Origin of the sequence: Cedecea sp. P7760, assembly GCF_013386425.1 — a bacterium.
Taxonomy (GTDB): Bacteria; Pseudomonadota; Gammaproteobacteria; order Enterobacterales; family Enterobacteriaceae; genus Cedecea; species Cedecea selenatireducens.
Genome location: NZ_JACARU010000043.1, coordinates 16,964 through 34,103, shown reverse-complemented (window position 1 = coordinate 34,103; position 17,140 = coordinate 16,964). Strand labels below are relative to the sequence as shown.

Sequence of the window (17,140 nt, the reverse complement as noted above, 5' to 3'; positions counted from 1 at the left end):
TGTGAGCACTATAACCCTTTCGGAGCAGCGTTCATAGCGAGACATGGATCACAAAAAAAGTTTTTTCCTTAACATACTGAATGATTACAAAAAATCCCCAGAAATGGTGGTTTGTTGGGAGGGGAAGCATAAATAACCCGGGGACGCTGCCGATAGTTAGACGTCGGACAATACCTGCATAAGAAAAGGCTACACATGTTTAAAAGAATGAAAGTTATTACCTTACTCATTACCGTATTGATTGTGCTGGGCGCTATGCAGCTACTGTCAGCCACGGTTTTCATCAATGCCCTCAACAACGATAAGAACAACTTCACCGTTTCTCAGCTTTCCAGCCAGAACGTGGCTGAATTTACCGACGCCTGGATAGGCCTTAACCAGGCACGTGTGACGCTGAACCGAGGCATGCTGCGCATTCAGGGCAGCATGGCCAACCAGATTAACGGCGGGCAGCTCCAGGAACTCGTCGCGACGGCCAACGCGCTGCTTGCGGAGGCGCAAAGCCATTTTGAGAAATACCAGGCGCTGCCGGATACCCCAGGTTTACGTCCACACCTGAGCGATGAACTGGAAGAGCAGTACCGCAACTACTCTTCCACGCTCGCCAGAATGAACACCTTCCTCGCGCAGGGCAACCTGGAGCAAATGTTCAAGCAAAATGCGGAACAGAAGCAGGTTGCGATGCAGAAGGTCTACCGTGAATGGCGTGACGAACAGGCGGAGCTTTCCAGCGAAGGCGTTCGCGATAATCAGGCCGACTATCAGCGGATTCTGTGGATCCTCGGCGTCGTCATGCTCGGCGTGATTGGGGTGATTGTGATGAGCTGGGTGGCGATGCGCCGCGTCCTGCTGATGCCTCTGCGTGACGTGATGGACCATATTCGTGCCATTGCTGCAGGCGACCTGACCCAGCCGATTGAGGCCCAGGGCAAAAACGAAATGGCGCTGCTGGCAAGCAGCGTACAAGAGATGCAGGCCTCGTTGGCGAATACGGTCAGCGTGGTTCGCGATGGCGCCGACACGATTTATACCGGTGCCGGTGAAATTTCCGCTGGCAGCAACGATCTCTCTTCTCGTACCGAGCAGCAGGCGGCTTCGCTGGAAGAAACGGCGGCCAGCATGGAACAGCTTACGGCCACGGTGAAGCAAAATGCCGATAACGCCCGCCAGGCGTCACGCCTTGCGCTGGATGCCTCCACGACCGCGAAGAAAGGCGGTAACGTAGTGGAAGGCGTGGTGCGGACGATGGACGAAATTGCCACCAGTTCCAGCAAAATTGCCCAAATTACCAGCGTGATCGACGGTATTGCTTTCCAGACCAACATTCTGGCCCTTAACGCAGCGGTAGAAGCCGCAAGAGCGGGCGAGCAGGGGCGTGGTTTTGCCGTGGTTGCCGGTGAGGTGCGTACACTTGCCCAGCGCAGCGCGCAGGCGGCGAAAGAGATTAAAGCCCTGATTGACGATTCCGGCGAGCGCGTAAATGCGGGTTCCGATCTGGTCAATGAAGCCGGTAAAACGATGGCGGAAATCGTCAGCGCCGTTACTCGTGTCACCGATATTATGGGCGAAATTGCTTCTGCGTCTGACGAACAAAGCCGGGGTATCGATCAGGTCGGGCAGGCCGTGGCGGAGATGGACCGCGTGACCCAGCAGAATGCCTCGCTGGTAGAAGAGTCCGCGGCCGCAGCATCTGCGCTTGAGGAGCAGGCTTCTCGTCTTAACGAAGCGGTGGCGGTGTTTAAAATTAACCGTCGCTCTCCGGCGCAGGTGAAAGTTGCTCAGGCCAAAACGCCGCAGCTGAAAACAAAACAGGCGATGCCGGTTTCGGATGCGAACTGGGAAACCTTCTAAAAAATCCCGGCTACGCTAAGCCGGGATCTCTTTCTCTCAGGCCGGGCTAAACCCCGGCTTTTTTATGCCCCGGAAACCTGAACCACCGTCGTTTTTTCTGGTTTGGATCGCACCGCCAGCACCACGCCAATCGTCAGGCATAACACTCCGCAAAGCGTTAACAGCGGCGGCCAGCTTTGGCGAATCATAAAGGTGTAAGCCAGGCCGGCTAAGGTCTCAAAGACGATCAGCGGGCCGACAATCACCGTCGGCAGGCGCTGGCAGGCGATGTTCCAGCACAGATTGCCCAGCCACGAACAGAGAATGGCAATCGCCAGCATCAAAGTAATAAACACTTCAGGGCGCGGGCCGAAGGGCAGGGTAAAGTCCGTCTCGTGGCTGCCCATCCAGATGCACACGGCGATATAGCCGATAAGCGAAAACGGCAGCGTGGAAAGCCCCTGAACCGTGGCCCACATCATCGGGTTTTTGTCCGGGTTCTCACGCAGCCAGCGGGCATTGCGCAGGGCATACCAGGCCCAGCAGGCAACCGAAACAAACGCCAGCAGAATACCGCTCACGTAGCGCCACCAGCTGAAATCGGCCTGCTCGCCGCGAAGTTCGGCGGTATTCACCATGATCAAACCAGCGGCAATCACCACCAGCGCCGGGGCAAGACGCCGCCACGGCAGCTTCCCATCCCTTTTGCTGTACAGCAGGTTAGCAAAAACAGGGATAACGACCGGCAGCGTGCCGATGATCATCGTCGCGATAGGCGCCCCGGTACGTTGAATGGCGCTCGCCAGGCAGACGTAATAAATCAGATTCCCCACGCTTGAGAGCTTCAGGGCGGTAAACCAGTCCTGGCGGCTCAGCTCGCGCAGGCGTTTGCGCCCAAGCCAGGCGATGGGAATAGCAATCAGCCCAAGGGCTAAATAACGGCCGGTCGACTGCAGGGCCGCCGGGTAGTCCGGGACAATAATCGGCCCAACGAAAATTAATCCCCACATCAGCCCCGCCAGCAGGGCGTACAACACACCACTTAACATCTTCATTTCCTGCAACAACACAATTTAGCCGCAGTGTAGGGGCGCAGCGCGACGGCGTATTGTACCAGGTTGCTGTCTTGTTAGCGGGTGACCTGCTTTTGGTAACGCACGGGGGTAATGCCGTAGCGCTGGGCAAACGCCCGCGTCAGGTGCGCCTGGTCCGTCAGGCCGCTGGCGGCGGCAACCTGAGCGGCAGGCATGCCGTCGGTAAGAAACTGCTTGGCGTGCCACAGGCGGATAGCCATCAGCATTTGATGCGGGGTGACGTGATAGCAGGCTTTGAACTGTCGCTGAAAATGGTAAGGGCTAAGGGACATCAGCGCCGCTAAATCTTCAAGGGTGATGGTGTGCATGTAGTTATCGTAGAGATACTCGCGCACCAGGGCGAAGCGGTTGGTCGCCTCATGGAGTCCGGGCAGATGACGCGCATAGGGCCGAAAAGCTTCGACGAGGTTGAGCAGTAGCCCCTGCTGGGTTAGCGTGTCTTCGGCCTGCCACAGGCCAGCGATAAACTGCGAAACCTGGCGGGCGCGGGCGGGATCGTGATTCACGGCGGCGTTAAACCACCAGCTTCTCTCCCCGGTTAGCGACTCCAGCAGATCGGGCTCAAGATAAATCATGCGGTACTGCCAGCCGTCTTCGCTGGCGGCTTCGCCGGTATGCAGCTCGTCCGGGTTCATCAGCACCAGCGAATCCGTGGGGGCAACCAGCTGCTCGCCACGATAGCGGAAGCGTTCTGCTCCCCAGGTGATGGCCCCGATGCCGAAGGCTTCATGGGTGTGAGGTTCAAAGGCGTACTTCGCAATATGGGCATGATAGAGCTCAACGCCCGGCAGCTGTGGCAAATGCCGGAACTGGGCGCTATCTCTCTCATCGCTAAACTGCTCGGGAACTCCCTGCACGCTCTGTCTCTCCACGCGGACTCTCCCGTTATTATAGAGATGTCCGCGTGCAGGGCTAGTTATTAACCAGTTTTTAACAACCAGATTTTAACAACCAGTTTTTAACAACTACAGGGCACTTTTGACGCTGTCGCTGAGCGAGGTCGTTGGGCGGCCAATCAGCTTGCTGAGCTGGTGGCCGTCGTCAAACAGACCGCCTTTTTCCGCGCCTGCATCGGAGTTTGCCAGCAGCGCCGCGAAACCTTCCGGCAGGCCTGCGCCCTGAAGTGCAGCTTTAAAATCGGCTTCGTCCAGGTTCTGATAAACCACAGGTTTGCCGCTTTGCAGGCTTACTTCCGCCGCCAGTTCCGTTAGCGTCCAGCCGTGGTCACCCGCCAGCTCGTAAACTTTGCCCGCCTGGTTATCCAGCGTCAGGACTTTAGCTGCTGCTGCCGCGTAATCAGCACGCGTAGCTGAGGCGATTTTGCCTTCCCCGGCGCTGCCGATAAACACGCCATGCTGAATAGCCGGCGGTACGCTGGCCAGATAGTTTTCGGTATACCAGCCATTACGCAGCAGCACGAACGCTACGCCGGATTCTTTGAGCTGTTGCTCGGTGACGATGTGTTCTTCGGCAAGGGCCAGCGGCGATTTGTCGGCATGCAGCAGGCTAGTGTAGGCGATGAGCTTAACGCCCGCTTGTTTTGCTGCGGCAATAATATTGCTGTGCTGAACGGCTCGTTGACCTACCTCGCTGGAGGAGATCAGCAGCACTTTTTCCACGCCGGAGAAAGCCTTCGCCAGGGCTGACACGTCGCCGTAATCCGCCGCACGAACCTGCACGCCTCGGCGGGCAAAATCTTCTACTTTGGCCGGGTTACGCACCACGGCCACAATATCTTCGGCTTTCACCGTTTTCAGTAAATCTTCAATCACAAGGCGGCCTAGCTGGCCGGATGCGCCGGTAATCGCAATCATGATAAATCTCCTGGGTGATGTTTCGAACAAGTTGTGCCACACTAACACCCTAACTAACTTTTAGTAAGTACGTACAAAAAGGTAAGTGTTAAATGAGTGAAATCAGCGAAGCGCCCATGACGCTGGGTGAGCAAATGCGCAACGGCAACCTGTTTAGCGATAAATGCCCATCGCGGGACGTGCTGAAGCACGTGACCAGCCGCTGGGGTGTTTTAATTCTAGTGGCATTACAGGACGGCACTCATCGGTTCAGCGATTTAAGGCGCAAGATGGGCGGCGTGAGCGAGAAGATGCTGGCGCAGACGCTGCAATGGCTGGAAGCGGACGGTTTTGTAGATCGCAAATCTTACCCGGTTGTGCCGCCGCACGTGGAGTACACGCTGACGCCGATGGGGCATGAAATTGCCGATAAAGTGGCCGCGCTGGCCGACTGGATAGAAGAGAATTTGCCGCAGGTGATGGCGTCCCGCGAAAAACGGGACGCCTGAGAGACTTACTTGCTTAAATCAAGCTGGTAGATGGCAAAACCAATGTCGTCGTTAGCGACTTTTTTCATTGGGTATTGCCCTTTTTCTTTGATAAACGCGGCTGCTTTGTCGGTTGGCGAGGTTTCAAAGCGGATATCCAGCGGCTGCTTGCTGGCTATCGGCGCCAGACGCCAGTTGTTGTCTGCGGCAGGGTGAATTTCGCCCTGAGCGCCGATCCAGTTAGCCAGTACCGAGCGGTTTTCATCCGGTGAAGCAAAAGCGATGTGGCTATCGCCGGTGCCGGCAAACTTGCCGCCGTAGGCGCGGTAGTTATTGGTCGCCACCAGGAAGACCGCGTTCGGATCGATAGGTTTGCCCTTGAAGGTCAGATCTTTGATGCGCTCTGCCTTCGGGTTCACTATTTGGCATTCGCCGTCGTAGCGGGCCGGCTGGCTAACGTCAATCTGGTAGTTCACGCCGTCGATGACGTCGAAGTTATAGGTACGGAAGCCGTCCCAGTTGATCAGTTCCTGAGGCTTAGCGCTGTTCACGTCGATCTGGTTGTACTGCCCGGCGGAACATTCCAGCCACTCTTTTACTTCTTTGCCGGTCGCTTTCACCACCACCAGCGTGTTTGGGTAAAGGTAGAGATCGGCGGCATTGCGGAAGGTCAGCTGGCCTTTTTCTACTTCAACGAAGCTGGCCGGATCGTTTTTACGTCCGCCCACTTTGAACGGTGCTGCGGCGGAGAGTACCGGCAGGTTGGCAAGATCCGGATCGCCCTGAATGTATTTCTCGACGTAGGCTTTCTGCGCATTATTCACCACCTGAACGGTAGGATCGTCCTGCACCAGCGCCAGATAGCTGTACATGTTGTCCGCTGACTTGCCGACCGGCTTGCTGACAAATTCACGAGTTGCGTTGTGATCGTGTTCCAGCACTTTCACCAGCTTCTCGTCTTCTGCGGCCAGCGACTTTTTAGCTACGCTGTCATAAATCGGCCGTGCTTCGGCCTTGCTGCCGGTGACTTTCCAGCTGCCGGAGTCGTTGTTCAGCACCAGATCTACCACGCCGAGATGATCGCCCCACATGCCCGGCATCACGGCAGGAATACCGTTCAGGGTGCCTTTTTCGATATCGGCCCCTTTAATATTGGCAAAGTCTTTCCCTGGGAACACGGCATGAGCATGGCCGAACATGATGGCGTCCACGCCCGGCACCTGGCTGAGGTAGTAAACTGAGTTTTCGGCCATCGCCTGATAAGGTTCGCTGGAAAGCCCCGAGTGGGCAATCACCACCACCACATCCGCGCCCTGTTTGCGCATTTCCGGCACGTATTTCCTGGCGGTTTCGGTGATGTCGTTCACCGTTACTTTGCCGGTCAGGTTCGCTTTATCCCAGGTCATGATTTGCGGTGGCACGAAGCCGATGTAGCCGATGCGCAGCGTTTGGGTTTTACCGTCTTTGTCTTTGACTTCGGTTTCTTTAATCAGGTACGGCGTGAACATCGGCTTCTGGGTTTTCACGTCGATGATATTGGCGTTAACGTACGGGAACTTCGCACCTGCGAGGGCTTTATGCAGGAAGTCGAGGCCGTAATTGAATTCGTGATTGCCAAGGTTGCCGACGGTATAGTCGAGCGTATTCAGCGCTTTATAGACCGGGTGGGTTTCCCCGGCCTTAAGGCCTTTTGCCGCCGCGTAATCGCCCAGCGGACTGCCCTGAATAATGTCGCCGTTATCCACCAGTACGCTGTTGGTGACTTCGCCGCGGGCAGCGTTGATTAAACTTGCTGTGCGTACCAGACCGAACTTCTCAGTAGGCGTATCTTTGTAGTAATCGAAGTCCATCATGTTGCTGTGCAGATCGGTCGTTTCCATGATCCGCAGGTCAACGGTTGCCGCATTGACGCTGGCGGCTATCAGCGTCGCCAGAAGCGTTGCGCTAAACTTAATCATGTTTAAATGTCCTTTTTAGAGGTACGCCACAAAGGGCAATGTATATACAGACTGTTGCTTACAATTTTGTGAAGTCTGCCAGAAAATTTGCCCGTTAAACCGGAAATGCTTCACAGATAGCGCATCGGGGTGCAATGAGATATAAGTAAAACAATAAGTTATTCGCTCGGTGTAGCGCAGAGACACAACACGAGGTGGAGAATGTTAGAACAAATTTGCCAGCTGGCCCGCGAGGCCGGGGTCGCTATCATGCAGGTCTATGAGGGAGAGAAGCCGCTTGAGGCGACGCATAAGACTGATGATTCGCCGGTCACGGCCGCCGATCTTGCCGCGCACGACATTATTCTGAAAGGATTAAAGGCCTTAACGCCGGATATCCCTGTGCTGTCTGAAGAGGATCCCCAGTCGTGGGATACGCGCCAGGGCTGGCAGCGTTACTGGCTGGTGGATCCGTTAGACGGCACCAAAGAGTTTCTTAAACGTAACGGCGAGTTCACCGTGAATATCGCACTTATCGACGGTGGGAAAGCTGTGATGGGCGTTGTGTATGCCCCGGTGCTGAAGATCATGTACAGCGCGGCAGAAGGGAAGGCCTGGAAGGAAGAGTGTGGCGTTCGCAACCAAATTCATGTGCGTGACGCCCGCCCACCTCGCGTAGTTGTGAGCCGTTCTCACGCCGCCAGCGACAGCGAGCTGAAAGAATACCTCCAGCAGATGGGAGAGCATCAGACCACGGCCATTGGTTCATCGCTGAAGTTCTGCCTGGTGGCGGACGGCCAGGCTCAGCTTTATCCGCGTTTTGGGCCAACCAATATCTGGGATACCGCCGCGGGCCATGCCGTAGCGGTCGCCGCCGGGGCGCACGTTCATGACTGGCAGGGCAAGCCGCTGGACTATACCCCGCGCGAGTCGTTCCTTAACCCCGGCTTCCGCGTCTCTATTTACTGAGCAACCCTTGCAGCAGGCTGATAACCTGCTGCACTTCCTGCTGGGTTAACGGACCGTCTTTCGCAAACTGAACCCGCCCTTCCTTGTCCAGTACCACGATGGCGGAGCCGCCCTGTTGCAGCTGCCACGCTTTGGCCGCTACGCCGTTGCCGTCGACGATAAACTGCGACCACGGAAACTCTTTCTTATTACTTTCGATACTGCTGCGCACGAACATGCTGGTGCCGACGATAGCATCATCGGTATTCACAATCGTCGTGGTCTGGTACTTATCGTGTGGGAATTTCGCCGCTTTAATCGCCTCGACCATCGCCGCATTTTCTTCTTTTGCACTCGAACGCCCGGCAATATGCTGCAGGACTCTCACTTTCCCAGGGAGCTGCGCGCTATTCCAGTTTTTATAACTAAACTTACTGTTATCCAGCACCAGCTCGCCCCTGTCGGTAATACCGATAGGAGAAACCCGCTGGTTGTTCTCAAAGTTATGGGCCGAGGCCATTAACGGCAGCAGCAGAGACAGCGCCAGCATTCCGCGCAAAGTCATAGGTGACTCCTTATTGTTGTTAGCAGGTGATCCGACCACTTGAGTCGATGATTTAAGCATATGTGCTGAATAAGCATCTGTCCCGCAATCAAAATGCCAGTTTGCGGGCTGACGCACATAACCCTGAAATTTGAAGGCTTACGCTGCCGTTTTTTACATTTAAAAATATTATTCTGCAACTTTGTAATCTTTTAGTAAAAAAACTTCTACACACTAGGTGACCTTCGATATCTGGACTATAGTTTTCGTGCACCAAACTTTTTCGCCTCAGCTTGTCGGGCCAAATGTGGCTCGCAGAGGCGTTAACATGCAGGAGTAAAGAACAATGAAAATTTTCCAACGTTACAACCCCCTTCAGGTGGCGAAGTACGTGAAGATCCTGTTCCGCGGACGGTTGTATATCAAGGACGTTGGCGCTTTCGAATTTGATAAGGGCAAAATCCTTGTCCCGAAGGTTAAGGATAAGCAACATTACTCGGTGATGTCCGAGGTGAACCGCCAGGTGATGCGTTTGCAGGCGGACATGGGCTAGGCCCAAACGTTGTAAAAAAAACGGCCCCCGAAGGGGCCGTTAGTGTTTGTAGAGCTTGCTTACTGCTCCTGAGGCTCTTCACCATCAGGCAGCTTTGGCGTCAGCGCGACAGGCTTATTGTCGATACGCGTGACCAGCAGCTGGTCGATGCGGTAGTTATCAATATCCACTACTTCAAACTTGTAGCCGGAGAATTTCACCGCGTCGGTACGTTTTGGGATCTTACGCAGCATAAACATCATGAAGCCGCCGATGGTTTCGTAGTTACCTGACTGCGGGAACTCGTCGATATCCAGCACGCGCATCACGTCATCAATCGGCGTACCGCCTTCAACCAGCCACGAGTTCTCGTCACGGGCAACGATTTGCTCTTCCATACCCTGGCCGACCAGGTCGCCCATCAGGGTCGTCATCACGTCATTCAGGGTAATGATGCCCACCACCAGCGCGTATTCATTCATGATAACCGCGAAGTCTTCACCGGCGGTTTTAAAGCTTTCCAGCGCTTCGGACAGGGTTAACGTGTCCGGCACAATCAGGGCGTTACGCAGGTGTACGCCGCTGTTCAGCGCCATACTCTGGTTGCCCAGCACGCGGTTCAGCAGCTCTTTGGAATCAACGTAGCCGACCACGTGGTCGATATCGCCGTTACACACCAGGAACTTGGAGTGCGGGTGCTCGGCGATGGTGGACTTCAGGCTCTGTTCGTCGGCGTGCAGGTCGAACCAAATCACGTTTTCACGCGAGGTCATGGAAGACGGCACGGTACGGGATTCAAGCTCAAAGACGTTTTCGATCAGCTCGTGTTCCTGCTTACGCAGCACGCCCGCCAGCGCACCGGCTTCAAACACCGCATAAACGTCGTCGGACGTGATGTCGTCTTTACGCACCATCGGCAGCTTGAAGATGCGGAAGATAACGTTAGCCAGGCCGTTGAAGAACCACACCAGAGGTCTGAAAACAAACAGACAGAAGCGCATCGGGTTGATAATACGTAAAGCAACCGTTTCGGGAGAAATCATACCGATGCGTTTCGGGGTGAGGTCTGCGAACAGAATGAACAGGCTGGTGACGAGGGTGAAGGAGATAATGAAGCTAAGCTGGTCGGCGAGTTCCGGAGCCAGAAAGCGCTCCAGCAGCATTTTAAACGCCGGTGAGAAGGCCGCATCGCCGACGATACCGCCGAGAATGGCCACGGCGTTCAGGCCAATTTGCACCACGGTAAAGAACATGCCCGGCGTTTCCTGCATCTTCAGAACACGCTGCGCGTTGACGTTGCCTTCATCGGCCAGCAGCTTAAGTTTGATTTTGCGAGAGGCGGCAAGCGAGATCTCAGAGATTGAGAAAAAGGCACTGATAGCAATAAGGATAAGTATTATCAAAATACTGTTTAACATAATTTATCTGGCTGTTGTGGCCAGGTCCTCGGAAGGGAAAAGTTGATAAATCTAAGGGGTCAAACACAAGAAATGCTGGCCGCTTTTGTGAACGAGCCAGCAAATTCAAGGAGTAGTATAGCGTAAGGAAGGGATCTGCTACCAGAGGGCGTAATTTATCGCCACATTCTCAGCGCCCGGAAAGGTAGCGAAAATTATTGAGGCGGCAGGCAAACCCCGATGCCGCCAATGCCGCAGTAGCCGTGCGGATTTTTATACAGATACTGCTGATGATCGTCTTCTGCGTAATAGAACGGGCCCGCATTAGCGATTTCGGTGGTGACCTGGCGTTTATCACCGGCGGCATCCATGGCGGCCTGGAAGCGTTCGAGGCTGGCTCGTGCGGCGCTGTCCTGTTCTGGCGTCAGCGGGTAAATCGCTGAGCGATACTGGGTGCCAACGTCGCCCCCCTGGCGCATCCCCTGAGCCGGGTCGTGGTTTTCCCAGAACACCTGCAGAAGCTGCTCGTAGCTGACCACGTTCGGGTCATAAACCACGCGTACGGCTTCTGCATGGCCTGTTTGACCGCTGCAAACTTCGCGATAGGTTGGGTTTGGCGTGTAGCCGCCGCTGTAGCCGGCCGCCGTGCTGTAAACCCCAGGTATCTCCCAGTACAAACGTTCTACGCCCCAGAAACATCCCATCGCAAACAGAGCGATTTCCATCCCATCTGGTACATTTGTCATTGAGTGTTCGTTAACCGCGTGAAGCGTGGCTACCGGCATTGGCGTATTGCGGCCTGGCAGGGCGTCTGCCTGCGCCACAGAGTGAGTTTTTTCGAACAATGGCATGGTGTTGGATCTCCCGGAAATCGGCAAAAAAGTGAGCGGTTGTCATCAGGCGTGCAATTTCAGACAATACACACAAGTTAGAGACTACATTACATATAAGAAAGATTTAGGCTAGTGAGTTATTTTCAACCCTTAATGTTAGGGTTTTGTTAATCCGCGGAGCGGGAATGACGTTTCCTTCCAGGGGTGGGAACAAGGATATTCAGGAGAAAACGTGCCAGTAATCCGTACTTTGTGTATTACCAGCCTGTGTGTGGCGAGCGCATGGGCTAACGCCGCGAGCGTGCGTTTGCAGGTTGAGGGACTCAGCGGCGAACTGCAAAAAAACGTCCGTGCTCAGCTTTCAACCATTGAAAGCGATGAAGTGACGCCGGATCGTCGCTTCCAGGCTCGCGTTGATGACGCTATTCGCGCAGGGTTAAAGGCGCTGGGCTACTACGAGCCAACCATAGATTTCACGCTAAAGCCGCCTCCGCAGAACGGAGGCCGCCAGGTGCTGCTTGCCAAAGTCGATGCCGGTCAGCCGGTGTTAATTGGCGGCACCGACGTAATTTTGCGTGGGGGAGCGCGAACCGATAAAGACTATCTGGCGCTGCTGCCTAAACGACCAAAAATCGGCACCGTCCTTGACCATGCGGATTACGATAACTTCAAGAAAAGCCTCTCCAGCATTGCGCTGCGTAAGGGCTACTTCGACAGCGATTTCCGTAAAAGCCAGCTGGGCGTTTCTCTCGACAGGCATCAGGCTTTCTGGGATATCGACTACGACAGCGGCGAGCGTTACCGCTTTGGCGCAGTGACTTTTGAAGGTTCACAGATTCGCGAAGAGTACCTGCAAAATCTGGTGCCCTTTAAGCAGGGCGATTATTACCAGTCAAGCGATCTGGCCGAGCTGAACCGCCGCCTGTCTGCTACGGGCTGGTTTAACTCCGTGGTGGTGGCGCCCGAGTTTGAAAAATCTCGCCAGACCAAAGTACTGCCGCTGCAGGGCGTGGTGACGCCGCGCACCGAAAACACCATTGAAACCGGTGTGGGCTACTCCACTGACGTTGGCCCGCGCGTAAAGGCGAGCTGGAAAAAGCCGTGGATGAACTCCTATGGCCACAGCCTGACGACCAGCACCAGCCTCTCCGGGCCTGAGCAAACGCTCGACTTCAGCTATAAAGTGCCGCTGTTGAAAAGCCCGCTGGAGCAATATTACCTGGTGCAGGGCGGTTTTAAGCGCACCGATCTCAACGACACCAAATCAGACTCCACCACGGTGGCGCTGTCCCGCTATTGGGATATGTCGAGCGGCTGGCAGCGCGCGGTTAACCTGCGCTGGAGCCTCGACCACTTTACTCAGGCCGACGTCACGAACACGACAATGCTGCTTTATCCTGGCGTTAGCCTGAACCGCACTCGCTCACGCGGCGGCCTGATGCCCACGTGGGGCGACTCCCAGCGCTACTCGATTGATGTCTCCAACACGACCTGGGGTTCTGACGTCGATTTCGGCGTATTCCAGGCTCAAAACGTCTGGATCCGCTCGCTGTACGAAAAGCATCGTTTTGTGGTGCGAGGCAATCTCGGCTGGATAGAAACCAACAACTTTAAAAAAGTGCCGCCTGACCTGCGTTTCTTCGCCGGGGGCGACCGCAGCATTCGCGGCTATAAATACAAATCTATTTCGCCAGAAGACAGCAACGGCAAGCTGACCGGTGCCTCCAAGCTGGCGACCGGCTCGCTGGAATATCAGTACAACGTGACCGGCAAATGGTGGGGCGCCGCGTTCGTTGACTCTGGTGAAGCGGTGAACGACATCAAACGCAGCAACTTCAAAACCGGCGCGGGCGTTGGCGTGCGCTGGCAGTCCCCGGTTGGGCCTATCAAGCTCGACTTCGCGGTACCGGTGGGTGACAAGGAAGAGCACGGTTTACAGTTTTACATCGGTTTGGGGCCTGAACTATGAGTCGCTGGAAGAAAATAAGCCTCGCGGTGTTGGCGGTTATTGTGTTGCTGATCGCCGCAGTAGGTTTCCTGGTAGGTACGACGTCAGGCCTGCATTTGTTGTTTAAAGGCGCTAATCGCTGGGTGCCGGGGCTGAATATCGCCCAGGTTGACGGCGGGTGGCGCAATCTGACGCTGAAAAACCTGAGCTACGAGCAGCCAGGCGTCGCCGTTCGTGCGGGCGAGGTTCATCTCGCCGTTGAGCTTAAGTGCCTGTGGCACAGCAGCCTGTGCGTGAATGATTTCTCGCTGAAAGATGTGGATGTCGCGGTCGACACGAAAAAAATGCCGCCGTCTGCGCCTGTTCAGGAGGAAGACAGCGGCCCGCTGAACCTCTCCACGCCGTATCCGATTACTCTCAGCCGCGTGGCGCTGAATAACGTCAATGTGAAAATCGACGACACCACCGTTTCGGTGATGGATTTCACCAGCGGCCTGAACTGGGAGCAGCGCAACCTGACGCTGACGCCAACCAGCCTGGAAGGCCTGCTGATTGCCCTGCCGAAGGCGGCGCAGGTGGCAAAAGAAGAAATTGTTGAGCCGAAGATCCAGAACCCTCAGCCGGAAGAAGCGCCGCTGGGTGAAACGCTGACAAAGCTGTTTGAAAAGCCGCTGCTGCCGGAAATGACCGACGTTAATTTGCCGGTGAATCTGAATATTCAGGAATTCCGCGGAGCGCGCCTGCGCCTGACCGGCGACACCGACCTGATGGTCAACTCGCTGCTGCTGAAAGTGAGCAGCATCGACGGCAACCTTAAGCTGGATGTGCTGGATGTGGACTCCTCTCAGGGGCTGGTGAACGCCACCGGTAGCGCCCAGCTGCGCGACAACTGGCCGGTTGACCTGACGCTTAACAGCACGCTGAACATCGACCCGCTGAAAGGCGAAAAGGTGAAGATGACTGTCGGTGGTGCATTGCGCGACGAGCTGAAAGTGGGCGTCAATCTTTCCGGCCCGGTGGGGATGCAGTTGAATGCCCAAACCCGCCTTGCGGAAGCCGGATTGCCGCTGAATATCGAGCTGGACAGCAAGCAGCTTTACTGGCCGCTGACCGGCGCGAAGCAATATCAGGCCGACGACCTTAAGCTTCGCCTGACCGGCAAAATGACCGACTACAAGCTTGCCTTTAGCACCGCCGTGAAGGGTGACCAGGTGCCGCCTGCTACCATCACGCTGGACGGCAAAGGAAACGAACAGCAGTTTAGCCTCGATAAGCTGCGCGTGGCCGCGCTGCAGGGCAACACTGACCTGAAAGCGCTGGTGGACTGGAGCAAAGCGATCAGCTGGCGCGGGGAATTAACGCTTGCCGGAATCAACACCGCGAAGCAGTTCCCGGACTGGCCTGCAAAGCTTGATGGCAAAATTAAAACGCGCGGTAGCCTGTATGGCGGCAGCTGGCAGCTGGATATTCCTGAGCTGAAGCTTGCGGGCAACGTGAAGCAGAATAAGGTCAACGTTCAGGGCACGCTGCAGGGCAACAACTACATGCAGTGGAAGGTGCCGGGCCTGCATCTGGAGCTGGGCCGCAATACCGTGGACGTCAAAGGGGAGCTGGGTGAGAAAGAGCTGAACCTCGACGCCAACATTAATGCCCCGAACCTGGACAACGCCCTGCCGGGGCTGGGCGGCACGGCGAAAGGTATTGTGAAGGTTCGCGGTGACGTGAAAGCCCCGCAGCTGCTGGCTGACCTGACCGCAAACGGCCTGCGCTGGCAGGAGCTGACGATTGCCAGGGTTCTGCTGAAAGGCGATGTGAAATCGAGCGACCAAATCGCCGGTAACCTCAACCTGCGCGTAGAGCGAGTGGCTCAGCCGGGCGTGAAGGTTGACCTGGTCACGCTGGAAGCGAAGGGCGATGAGAAACAGCATCAGCTTCAGCTACGCGTTCAGGGAGAGCCGGTTTCCGGACGCCTTAACCTGAGCGGTAGCTTCGATCGCAACGAAGAGCGCTGGCGCGGCAAGCTCAGTGATACCCGCTTTGAGACGCCGGTGGGGCCGTGGGCGCTAAACCGCGAGCTGACGCTGGACTTCCGCAACAAAGAACAGAAAATCGCCATTGGCCCGCACTGCTGGGTAAACCCGAATGCCGAGCTTTGTGTGCCGCAAACTATCGACGCCGGGGCGAAAGGCCGGGCGCTGGTTAACCTCAACCGCTTCGATCTGGCCATGCTCAAACCGGTGATGCCGGCGGATACTCAGGCCAGCGGCGTATTTACCGGTAAGGCTGACGTGAGCTGGGACAGCGAAGCCGGTGGCCTGCCGCAGGGCCAGGTCACGCTCAGCGGGCGTGGCGTGAAGGTGGCGCAGGTGGTGAATGGCAATACCTTGCCGGTTGCCTTCGACACGCTGAATCTCAACGCCGAACTGAAAAATAACCGCGCTCAGCTTGGCTGGCTGGTGAAGGTGGCGAATAACGGGCAGTTTGACGGCCAGGTGCAAATCACCGATCCACAGGGGCGGCGTAACCTTGGCGGCAACGTCAATATTCGCAACTTCTCCCTGGCGATTGCCAACGCCATCTTCTCGAAAGGTGAAAAAGCTGACGGGACGCTAAATGCGAACCTGCGTCTTGGCGGGAACCTTGAACGGCCGCAGATGTTCGGGCAAATGCAGCTTAATGGCGTAGATGTTGAAGGCAACTTCATGCCGTTCGACATGCAGCCGAGCCAGATTGCCATGAACTTCAACGGCATGAACTCCACGCTGCAGGGCGTGGTGCGTACCAAGCAGGGGCAGATTGTGTTGAGCGGCGATGCCGACTGGACGCAAATCGACAACTGGCGGGCACGCATTGCCGCGAAGGGCAGCAAAGTGCGTATCACCGTTCCGCCGATGGTGCGGCTGGACGTTTCCCCGGACATTGAGTTTGTGGCGACGCCAAGCCTGTTCACCCTTAACGGGAACGTGGATGTGCCTTGGGCGCGTATTGTCGTGCATGACGTGCCGGAAAGCGCCGTTGGCGTCTCCAGCGACGAAGTGATGCTGGACAAAGAGCTGAAGCCGGTTAATCCGCAGTCCGCCGGGATCCCTATCAACAGCAACCTGACGATTCACGTTGGCAACAACGTGCGGTTGGATGCCTTTGGCCTGAAAGCTCGCCTGACCGGTGACCTGAAAATGGTTCAGGACAAACAGGGGCTGGGCCTGAACGGCCAGATAAATATCCCGCAGGGGCGCTTCCACGCGTACGGTCAGGATCTTATCGTCCGCAAAGGTGAACTGCTGTTCTCTGGCCCACCGGACAACCCATATCTGAATATCGAAGCTATTCGTAACCCTGACTCGACCGAAAACAGCGTTACGGCGGGCGTGCGCGTGACCGGCCCGGCAGATGAACCCAAAGCTGAAATATTCTCTGACCCGGCAATGTCGCAGCAGGAAGCCTTGTCCTACCTGCTTCGCGGCCAGGGTTTGGACACTTCCGGCAACGACGGCGACGCCATGACGTCAATGCTTGTGGGCCTGGGGGTTGCACAAAGTGGTCAGGTTGTGGGTAAAATCGGCGAGACGTTTGGCGTAAGCAATCTGGCGCTCGATACCGCAGGGGTGGGTGATTCCTCTCAGGTGGTGGTCAGCGGCTATGTACTGCCGGGTCTACAGGTTAAGTATGGCGTAGGTATTTTTGACTCTCTGGCGACGTTAACGCTGCGTTATCGTCTGATGCCTAAGCTATATCTGGAAGCGGTGTCTGGCGTAGATCAGGCACTAGATCTGCTCTATCAGTTTGAGTTTTAGCA

General features: G+C 55.9%; 13 protein-coding genes. 6 read left to right on the top strand and 7 right to left on the bottom strand.

Translation table 11 applies throughout. The annotated features are described in order from the left end of the window. The first annotated feature begins 195 nt into the window (after positions 1–195). On the top strand, positions 196–1,851 hold the full coding sequence (locus HX778_RS15230) for a methyl-accepting chemotaxis protein (protein WP_176982444.1): 1,656 nt from the start codon (positions 196–198) through the stop codon (positions 1,849–1,851). Positions 1,852–1,913: 62 nt separating this feature from the next. On the opposite strand, the gene HX778_RS15225 is transcribed toward HX778_RS15230, so the two are convergent. The 3 genes from HX778_RS15225 to HX778_RS15215 form a co-directional block, all read right to left on the bottom strand. Further along, positions 1,914–2,879 (bottom strand): DMT family transporter, encoded by a 966-nt coding sequence (locus HX778_RS15225; protein ID WP_176982443.1) that lies wholly within the window; start codon positions 2,877–2,879, stop codon positions 1,914–1,916. 80 nt (positions 2,880–2,959) lie between these two features. Beyond that, positions 2,960–3,781, bottom strand: coding sequence for an AraC family transcriptional regulator (locus HX778_RS15220; RefSeq protein ID WP_176982464.1), 822 nt, complete (start codon positions 3,779–3,781; stop codon positions 2,960–2,962). A 108-nt stretch (positions 3,782–3,889) separates the two neighbouring features. Continuing rightward, positions 3,890–4,738 carry an SDR family oxidoreductase gene (locus HX778_RS15215; RefSeq protein ID WP_176982442.1) on the bottom strand — a complete coding sequence of 283 codons (849 nt, stop codon included), beginning with the start codon at positions 4,736–4,738 and terminating at the stop codon, positions 3,890–3,892. Between the two features lie 92 nt (positions 4,739–4,830). Between HX778_RS15215 and HX778_RS15210 the strand changes: the two genes are divergently transcribed. Further along, positions 4,831–5,226, top strand: coding sequence for a helix-turn-helix domain-containing protein (locus tag HX778_RS15210; protein WP_038476124.1), 396 nt, complete (start codon positions 4,831–4,833; stop codon positions 5,224–5,226). A 5-nt stretch (positions 5,227–5,231) separates the two neighbouring features. Here HX778_RS15210 and HX778_RS15205 read toward each other — a convergent pair whose 3' ends face one another. After that, the gene (locus HX778_RS15205; protein WP_176982441.1) at positions 5,232–7,163 is read right to left on the bottom strand and encodes a bifunctional 2',3'-cyclic-nucleotide 2'-phosphodiesterase/3'-nucleotidase; all 1,932 of its coding nucleotides are present in this window, start codon (positions 7,161–7,163) and stop codon (positions 5,232–5,234) included. A gap of 201 nt (positions 7,164–7,364) precedes the next feature. Between HX778_RS15205 and cysQ the strand changes: the two genes are divergently transcribed. Next, positions 7,365–8,111: a 3'(2'),5'-bisphosphate nucleotidase CysQ gene (gene cysQ / locus HX778_RS15200; RefSeq protein WP_038476118.1), complete on the top strand. Its 747-nt coding sequence runs from the start codon at positions 7,365–7,367 to the stop codon at positions 8,109–8,111. Here the strand turns inward: cysQ and HX778_RS15195 are convergent. Then, positions 8,101–8,655 (bottom strand): YtfJ family protein, encoded by a 555-nt coding sequence (locus HX778_RS15195; protein WP_038476115.1) that lies wholly within the window; start codon positions 8,653–8,655, stop codon positions 8,101–8,103. The two genes, cysQ and HX778_RS15195, sit on opposite strands and share 11 nt — an antisense overlap. 325 nt (positions 8,656–8,980) lie before the next feature. Here HX778_RS15195 and HX778_RS15190 point away from each other — a divergent pair, with 325 nt between their 5' ends. Next, positions 8,981–9,187, top strand: coding sequence for a DUF1107 domain-containing protein (locus HX778_RS15190; protein WP_008460430.1), 207 nt, complete (start codon positions 8,981–8,983; stop codon positions 9,185–9,187). Between the two features lie 59 nt (positions 9,188–9,246). Here HX778_RS15190 and HX778_RS15185 read toward each other — a convergent pair whose 3' ends face one another. Both HX778_RS15185 and msrA read right to left on the bottom strand, forming a co-directional pair. Then, complete coding sequence (locus tag HX778_RS15185) at positions 9,247–10,584, bottom strand: hemolysin family protein (protein ID WP_038476112.1); 1,338 nt, start codon at positions 10,582–10,584, stop codon at positions 9,247–9,249. A gap of 194 nt (positions 10,585–10,778) precedes the next feature. Continuing rightward, entirely contained in the window at positions 10,779–11,414 is a 636-nt protein-coding gene (gene msrA / locus HX778_RS15180; protein ID WP_038476109.1) for a peptide-methionine (S)-S-oxide reductase MsrA, read from the bottom strand. Between the two features lie 214 nt (positions 11,415–11,628). On the opposite strand from msrA, the gene tamA reads away from it, so the two are divergent. After that, complete coding sequence (tamA, locus tag HX778_RS15175) at positions 11,629–13,365, top strand: autotransporter assembly complex protein TamA (protein WP_176982440.1); 1,737 nt, start codon at positions 11,629–11,631, stop codon at positions 13,363–13,365. Continuing rightward, entirely contained in the window at positions 13,362–17,138 is a 3,777-nt protein-coding gene (locus tag HX778_RS15170) for a translocation/assembly module TamB domain-containing protein (protein ID WP_176982439.1), read from the top strand. Before tamA ends, HX778_RS15170 begins: the two co-directional genes overlap by 4 nt. Positions 17,139–17,140: the final 2 nt, after the last annotated feature.